Annotated in this window: 4 protein-coding genes; all 4 read left to right on the forward strand. The window is 53.7% G+C overall.

All coding sequences use genetic code 11. The features are described 5' to 3' along the window. Positions 1-186 precede the first annotated feature (186 nt). Genes pnp through AB7U36_RS14685 form a run of 4 tightly spaced genes read left to right on the forward strand, consistent with a single transcriptional unit; the run spans position 187 to position 7,383 of the window. The gene (gene pnp / locus AB7U36_RS14670; protein WP_428160480.1) at positions 187-2,292 is read left to right on the forward strand and encodes a polyribonucleotide nucleotidyltransferase; all 2,106 of its coding nucleotides are present in this window, start codon (positions 187-189) and stop codon (positions 2,290-2,292) included. Then, the gene (locus tag AB7U36_RS14675; protein WP_428160481.1) at positions 2,267-3,058 is read left to right on the forward strand and encodes an MBL fold metallo-hydrolase; all 792 of its coding nucleotides are present in this window, start codon (positions 2,267-2,269) and stop codon (positions 3,056-3,058) included. Before pnp ends, AB7U36_RS14675 begins: the two co-directional genes overlap by 26 nt. An 18-nt stretch (positions 3,059-3,076) precedes the next feature. Next, positions 3,077-4,261 (forward strand): efflux RND transporter periplasmic adaptor subunit, encoded by a 1,185-nt coding sequence (locus tag AB7U36_RS14680; RefSeq protein ID WP_428160482.1) that lies wholly within the window; start codon positions 3,077-3,079, stop codon positions 4,259-4,261. Then, the gene (locus AB7U36_RS14685; protein ID WP_428160483.1) at positions 4,261-7,383 is read left to right on the forward strand and encodes an efflux RND transporter permease subunit; all 3,123 of its coding nucleotides are present in this window, start codon (positions 4,261-4,263) and stop codon (positions 7,381-7,383) included. Before AB7U36_RS14680 ends, AB7U36_RS14685 begins: the two co-directional genes overlap by 1 nt. Positions 7,384-7,410 lie beyond the last annotated feature (27 nt).

Raw genomic sequence — 7,410 nt, forward strand, 5'->3', positions numbered from 1 at the left:
CGGTTTTTGTTTTCAGCAGGGCGGTGCAAGAGGGGAATGGTTTTTATATAAGTTCGCATCTTTGCTATCAAACCAACCTTGGCAGCCTTTGAGGTGTTTGATGGTAAATATGCGGGGTTATTATATGTAAGCCTTTTTCCCACCTTCTGCCGCCGTTTTTTATTTTTCAGTTTATCAGGAGAAATTATGGAAAAAGTTGTTTCAGCCGATATCGGCGGCAAAGAATTAATTATCAGTACAGGAAAAATTGCCAAACAGGCCTCCGGGGCCGTGATGGTGCAGTACGGGGAAACCGTGGTGCTTGTAACGGCGGTGGCGGCCAAAGACCCCAAAGAGGAGATCAGCTTTCTTCCCCTGTCCGTTGAATACCAGGAAAAAATTTATGCAGCCGGCAGAATTCCGGGGAACTATTTCAGGCGGGAAATAGGGCGGCCTTCGGAGCATGAAACCTTAAATGCCCGTCTCATTGACCGGCCCATCCGGCCGTTGTTTGAAGATGGTTATAATTTTGAAACCCAGGTGATTGCCACCGTGATGTCCACGGATAAATTGTGCGACCCCGGCATCCTTGCCATGATCGGGGCTTCTGCTGCCCTTGGGATTTCAGACATCCCCTTTAACGGCCCCATTGCCGGTGTCAAGGTGGGACGGGTCAACGGACAGTTCATTGCCAACCCCACGCCTGAACAGATTGAGCAAAGTGACATTGATCTGACCGTGGCCGGTTCCAAAACCGGTGTGGTCATGGTGGAAGGCGGGGCTGACATTGTATCTGAAAAGGATATGCTGGATGCCATTTTCTTTGGCCACGAAGCCATGCAGCCTGCCATTGCCCTGCAGGAAGAGTTGAAAAACACTGCGGGGAAGGCAAAGCGCACATTCACACCGCCCAAAAAGGATGAGGCCCTTGCCGCCAAGGTTCAGGACTGGGCCTGGGATAAGATTCATGAAAAGGTTCAGATTAAAACCAAAATCGAGCGCCAGAACGCTCTGAGTGCGCTTAAAGATGAGGCGGTTGCCCGGTTTGAGCCTGAATATCCGGAAAAAGTCAAAGAGATCAAGGACGCTTTCAGCAAAACCGTGAAAAAAGTATCTCGGGATATTGTTCTCAAAGAAGGCAGACGCATTGACGGCCGGGCCTTTGATGAGATTCGCCAGATCACCTGCGAAGTGGGTTGCCTGCCCCGGCCCCATGGTTCTGCGCTGTTTACCCGTGGTGAAACACAGGTCATGGGCGTGCTCACCCTGGGTTCAGGTCTGGACGAACAGCGCCTGGAGACCCTGGACTCCAATAATGAGACCCGGACATTTATGCTTCACTATAATTTCCCTCCCTTTTCCGTTGGCGAGGTAAAACGTCCGGGCGGACCGTCCCGCCGGGACATCGGCCATGGGAACCTGGCCCACAGGGCGTTGGAGCGGATCATTCCCCCCCATGATGAATTCGAATATACCATCCGCCTGGTGGGCGAAGTCATGGAATCCAACGGATCCTCTTCCATGGGAACCGTATGTTCCGGATGCCTGGCCCTGATGGATGGCGGTGTTCCCATTAAAGCCCCGGTATCCGGCATTGCCATGGGGCTGGTCTCTGATGAAAACAACACGGTTGTGCTTTCCGATATTCTTGGTGACGAGGATCATTTCGGCGACATGGATTTCAAGGTTGCCGGCACCAAAGACGGCATTACAGCATTGCAGATGGACATCAAGATTAACGAATTGTCCAAACAGATTATGGAAACCGCTTTGAACCAGGCCAATGCCGGACGTTTGCACATCCTGCAGAAAATGCTTGATACCCTGGATCAATCAAGGGCGGATATATCTCCCCGCGCGCCCAAGATCGTCTCTATCCAGATCAACAAGGACAAGATCCGGGATATCATCGGCCCGGGCGGCAAGGTGATCCGTGCGCTTCAGGCCGACACCAACACCACCATAGAGGTGGATGATGACGGCATTGTTAAAATTGCCGCTGAAAATGAAGCGGATTCCGCCAAGGCCCTGGCCATGGTCAAGGATATTGCCATGGATCCGGAGATCGGTGGCATCTATGAAGGGGCAGTGGTAAAAATCACTGACTTTGGTGCTTTTGTAAATATTAAAACCGGTACGGACGGTTTAGTTCATATTTCGGAACTGGCCGACTACCGGGTCAAAAAGGTCACTGACGTGGTTAAGGAGGGTGACGTAATAAAGGTCAAAGTGCTTGATATCACCCGCGACGGAAAAATCAAGCTTTCCTACAAAGCTGCCAAAAAAGATGCAGAAGCCGCTAAAGAAGAATAGGTCATTCTGCCTGTGCCCCCTTGCCAGCGGCAGCAAAGGGAACGCTATATTTGTATCTACACCGGATACCGCCGTACTTGTTGATGCCGGGCTTTCAGGCATAGAGATCCAGCGCCGTATGGCGGCCGTGGGGGTCGCCCCCCAATCCCTGAAAGCCATCATCATCACCCACGAACACACCGATCACATCAAAGGGGCAGGGGTACTGAGCCGGAGGTTCAATATCCCTGTCTATGCCACCCGGGATACCTTTGCCGCCTGCAAGGATCTTGGCACCATTGACCAGATCTCTTTTTTTGAATGCGGCGACGCCTTTGAGATCGGTTCTCTAACCGTCAATCCTTTTTCTATTTCCCACGATGCCTGCGACCCTGCAGGTCTTACATTGACGCACGGTGCAAAAAAAATAGGTATTGCCACCGATCTTGGTGTGGTCACCAACCTTGTCCGCACCCATTTACGCCATTCCAATGTGCTTTATATCGAAGCCAACCATGATCCTGACATGCTCATGGCCGGCCCATATCCCTGGCATTTGAAGCAGCGGATTCAGTCCAGAACCGGCCATCTTTCCAACCAGGATGCAAGGGATCTGGTGGCCGAGGTCTTTCACAAAGATCTTGACCATGTGATTCTGGCCCATTTAAGCGAGGAAAATAATTGTCCTGAAAAAGCAACCACGGAGATGTCTAAAAATCTTGACCCGTTATCCACAGCACTGTATGTTGCAGGACCGGACCAACCCGGCGAAATGATCTGGCTGTAGACAAGAAACTAGTGAGTTATGAATCAAACTGCTTCTCAGTCATCCCCGGGTGTAATTCTTTTGAAAATTCTTCTGCCTGTGTGCCTGATTGCCCTGGGCGTTGCAGGATTTTGGTACTACAAATCCAACACAGTAAAATTCAAACGCAAACCTGCGGTAAAAACAGCCCCGGTGGTGGATATCATGAAAGTGAATCCCGGCCGGGTCACAGCCCGTATCCGGGCCATGGGTACGGTGCAGCCGGACCGGGAAGTGGTGATTAAATCCCAGGTGGCCGGAACTGTCATCCAGGTGGCTCCGGAATTTGTCCGGGGGGGATTAATCCCCAAGGGACAGACCATGGTCCGGATTGATCCGGCAGACTATGAGCTGGCCGTGAACAAGGCCCAAAGCGCATTGGACAAGGCCCGGGCTGATTTTGAAATTGAAAAGGGTCAGCAGCAGATTGCCAGGGAAGAACTCAAGCTCATGGCCACCATGTCGCCCAACAGGGTCCGGGAGACCAGCCTGGTGTTGAGAAAACCCCAGCTTGACCAGGCCAGGGCTGCCGTGGCAAGCGCCAGAAGCGATCTTGAAGCCGCGCGCCTGGACCTGGAACGAACCCGGATTACGGCCCCCTTCCATGCCCTGGTGCTTTCCAAGGAGGTAGATGCCGGTGCCATGGCCGCAGCCCAGGGCGCTCTTGCCACCCTGGTGGACGTGGCCTGCTACCAGGTGGAAGTCCAGGTTCCCCTGGACCGCCTGGACCGGATCCGGGTCCATGAAGCTAACGGGAGCCTTGTGCGTATCCGCTCCCTCTATGCCGGCCGGGAGCGGGAGGGACGTGTGGTGCGGACTACCGGGACGGTAACCGAGCAAAGCCGCATGGCAGGCGTCATTATCCGGGTGGATGACCCCCTGGGGCTCGGGCCTGCCAAAGGTCGTCCGGCCATGCTGCTGGATGATCATGTGGAAGCGGTTATTGAAGGCCAGTCCTTTGACAATGTATTTCCTGTGCCCCGGTCCCTGGTCCGGGAGGATTCCAGTTTATGGATATATAATGACGGGCGTCTGGAGATCCGCAAGGTGGCACCTGTGTGGATTGAAAATGACCGGGTGTTCATCCGGTCCGGACTTTCCCCTGGTGATCTTGTGATCTGTTCTGATCTTTCCGCACCGGTGCCGGGCATGGCCTTGACCCTTACGCCAGGGGAGAACCGATAATGTCCGAACATAACCCGGGTTTTCCCGGGCCTGCAGGGCACGGTCCAAGGGGGGCCGTTGCCTGGATGGCCGGCAACACCGTGGCGGCCAATCTGCTCATGGCGGTTTTCCTTGTGGGCGGGCTTTTCATGGGTTTTAACATCAGGCAGGAGGTGTTTCCCGAATTTACCATGGATTCGGTGAGTATTTCAGTGCCCTATCCCGGGGCTAGTCCCGAAGAGGTGGAATCAGGCATTATCCTGGCCGTGGAAGAGGCAGTGCGGGACATTGAAGGCATAGATGAAATTACATCCGAAGCTTTAGAAGGCAGTGCATCAATCACCGTAGAAGCCCTGGACGGGGCTGATGTCACCCGGTTGTGGCAGGAGATCAAAAGCGAGGTGGACCGGATCGACACCTTTCCGGATGAGGCGGAAGATCCGGTGATCACCATCACCTCCCGGAAGCGGGAAGTGGTGCGCCTGGCCCTTTACGGGGATGCGCCGGAAAACACCATGCGGGATCTTGCCGACGATATCAGGGACAGGTTTCTGTCTGATCCGGAAATCACCCAGGTGGAACTGGAAGGCGTCAGGGAGCGGGAGATCCTGGTGGAGATCTCCACCAATACCCTGCGGCGCTACGGCATGACCCTGTCCGATGTGGCAGATGCCATCTCCACAGCTTCGGTGGAGCTGGGCGGCGGCGCCATCAAATCCGGGGGGGGAGATATCCTGCTGCGCATCAAATCCCGGAAAGACTATGCCCTGCAATATGCAAAACTGCCTATCCTCACCCGGGAGGACGGATCCCAGCTGGTGCTGTCTGACATTGCCAAGGTAAGCGAAGGGTTTGAGGATTCTAATTCCTGGGCTTCGTTTAACGGCAAACGGGCCGTTACCATTGCTGTTTACCGGGTGGGAAAACAGACCCCCACCAAGGTGGCCGGCGCCACCAAAAAGATGCTGGAAAACATTAATGACAACCTGCCCGGGGGGATTCATTTAAGCATTGTCAGAGATTTGTCCAAAACCTTCACCCAAAGGGCGGATCTTCTGTTGGGCAACGCCTATATGGGACTTGCCCTGGTCTTTTTGTGCCTGTCCCTGTTCCTTGAAATCCGACTGGCCTTCTGGGTCAGCCTGGGTATCCCGATTTCATTTCTGGGGTCTTTTATCTTTTTGTCCGCAGCCAATTTCACCATCAACATGGTAAGCATGTTTGCCTTTATCGTTACCTTGGGTATTGTGGTGGACGATGCCGTGGTGGTGGGGGAAAATATCTATTATTGCCGGCGCCAGGGCATGGGGTTTCTGGATGCCGCCATCCAGGGGACAAAAAGCATTGCCGTTCCCGTGTTTTTTTCGGTGGTCACCAATATGGTCACCTTTATGCCCATCATGTATATCCCGGGCACCATGGGGAAGATGTTTAAAACCATGCCCCTGGTGGTGGCGGCGGTGTTTGGTGTCTCTTTGATCGAAAGCCTGTTTATCCTGCCGGCTCATTTAAGTCATGGCAGCCGCCCCTTGTTTTTCCCCTTGAATATTCTTGAAGCGTGGCAGGCCATGTTTTCTGAAAAATTTGAAACCATTGTCAAATCCGTTTATGGCCGGATACTGGCTGTACTGCTTTCCTGGCGGTATACGGTCTTTGCCCTGGGCCTTGCCCTGTTGCTGATCACCGCCGGATATGTGACGTCCGGGAAAATGGGTATGGTCCCGTATCCCAAGGTGGAATCCGATTACGCCTTTTGTGAGATTTGCCTGCCCTATGGTACGCCTGAAAGCAAGGTGCGTGACGTGGAAACCTTCCTGGTGGCATCGGCTGAAAAGACCGTGGATGAAAATGGAAAACAAAATCTCTCCACAGGGATTTTTTCCGAGGTCAGCGATAACCTTATCCAGATCAGAATTTATTTGACGGATCCCGAGGAGCGCCCGGTATCCACCTCCGAGGTGACCCGGATCTGGCGGGAAAAAACCGGTTCGCTCGCAGGGGTTGAGACCATGACCTTTGAAGCCAACCGGGGCGGTCCCGGTTCCGGCAAAAGTCTGACCATTGCCCTGTACCACCGGAATACGGATATCCTGGACCGGGCCGGCGAGGACCTTGCCCTGCATCTAGGCGAATACCCCATGGTCTCGGACATTGATGACGGATCTGCCCAGGGGAAACGGCAGTTTGATATCACCCTTACCCCCGCGGGCCACCGCATGGGCCTGACCCCGGGAACCATTGCCGCTAAAATCCGGAATGCTTACCAGGGCGTTGAGGCAGTGAAAAACCAGCGGGGAAGAAATGAGGTCACGGTAAGGGTGCGCCTGGCCGGAGAGGAACGCAATTCCGAAACCGCATTTGAAAATTATGTAGTCAATACCCCAAATGGTGAGATTATGCTTCGTGATGCCGTTGAAACCGTCAAGGGCCGGGCCTATACCGTGATCAGCCGGAGCAACGGACGGCGCGAAATTCAGGTTACCGCTGATGTTAACCCGCAGTCGTTGTCTGAAAATATTGTCCGGGACATGAAGCAGGAGATCCTGCCCTCCCTTGTGAGCCGGTATCCGGGTTTGTCCTACGGGTTCAAGGGTAAACAGGAAGATATCAGGGAGAGCGTGGCTGTGTTGGTGAAAGGTCTGGCTCTGGCGTTATTTTGTGTATTTGCGCTTCTGGCCATTCCCTTTAAAAGCTATTTTCAACCGTTGATTATCATGCTCTGCATTCCCTTTGGCATGATCGGAGCCGTGGCCGGCCATATTATCATGGGGTATTCCATGTCCATTCTGAGTCTGTTCGGCATTGTGGCCATGTCCGGTGTGGTGGTCAACGACTCTTTGGTGCTCATTGATTTTTCCAACCGGCTGGTGCGCGGGGGCATGCCTGTGGCGGCCGCAATCAGGGCCGCCGGGATACAGCGGTTCAGGCCCATTCTCTTGACTACGTTAACCACCTGCGGGGGCTTGGCTCCGATTATCATGGAAACTTCGCGCCAGGCAAAATTTCTTATTCCCATGGCCATCTCCCTTGGGTTCGGTATTTTTTTTGCCACGCTGATTACCCGGGGGCTCGTGCCTTGTCTTTACCTGATACTGGAGGACATCAAAGGGCTCTTTATACATGGGGGTATACGTCATGACTAAAGTGGCGCTTTGTGCATGTCCGGATTA

The organism is Desulfobacter sp., from assembly GCF_050177295.1.

Bases quoted from the DNA above. Each gene is read 5' to 3' on its own strand.
- AB7U36_RS14675 (WP_428160481.1), top strand. From the start codon at position 2,267: ATGCAGAAGCCGCTAAAGAAGAATAGGTCATTCTGCCTGTGCCCCCTT.
- AB7U36_RS14680 (WP_428160482.1), top strand. From the start codon at position 3,077: ATGAATCAAACTGCTTCTCAGTCATCCCCGGGTGTAATTCTTTTGAAA.
- AB7U36_RS14685 (WP_428160483.1), top strand. From the start codon at position 4,261: ATGTCCGAACATAACCCGGGTTTTCCCGGGCCTGCAGGGCACGGTCCA.
- pnp (WP_428160480.1), top strand. From the start codon at position 187: ATGGAAAAAGTTGTTTCAGCCGATATCGGCGGCAAAGAATTAATTATC.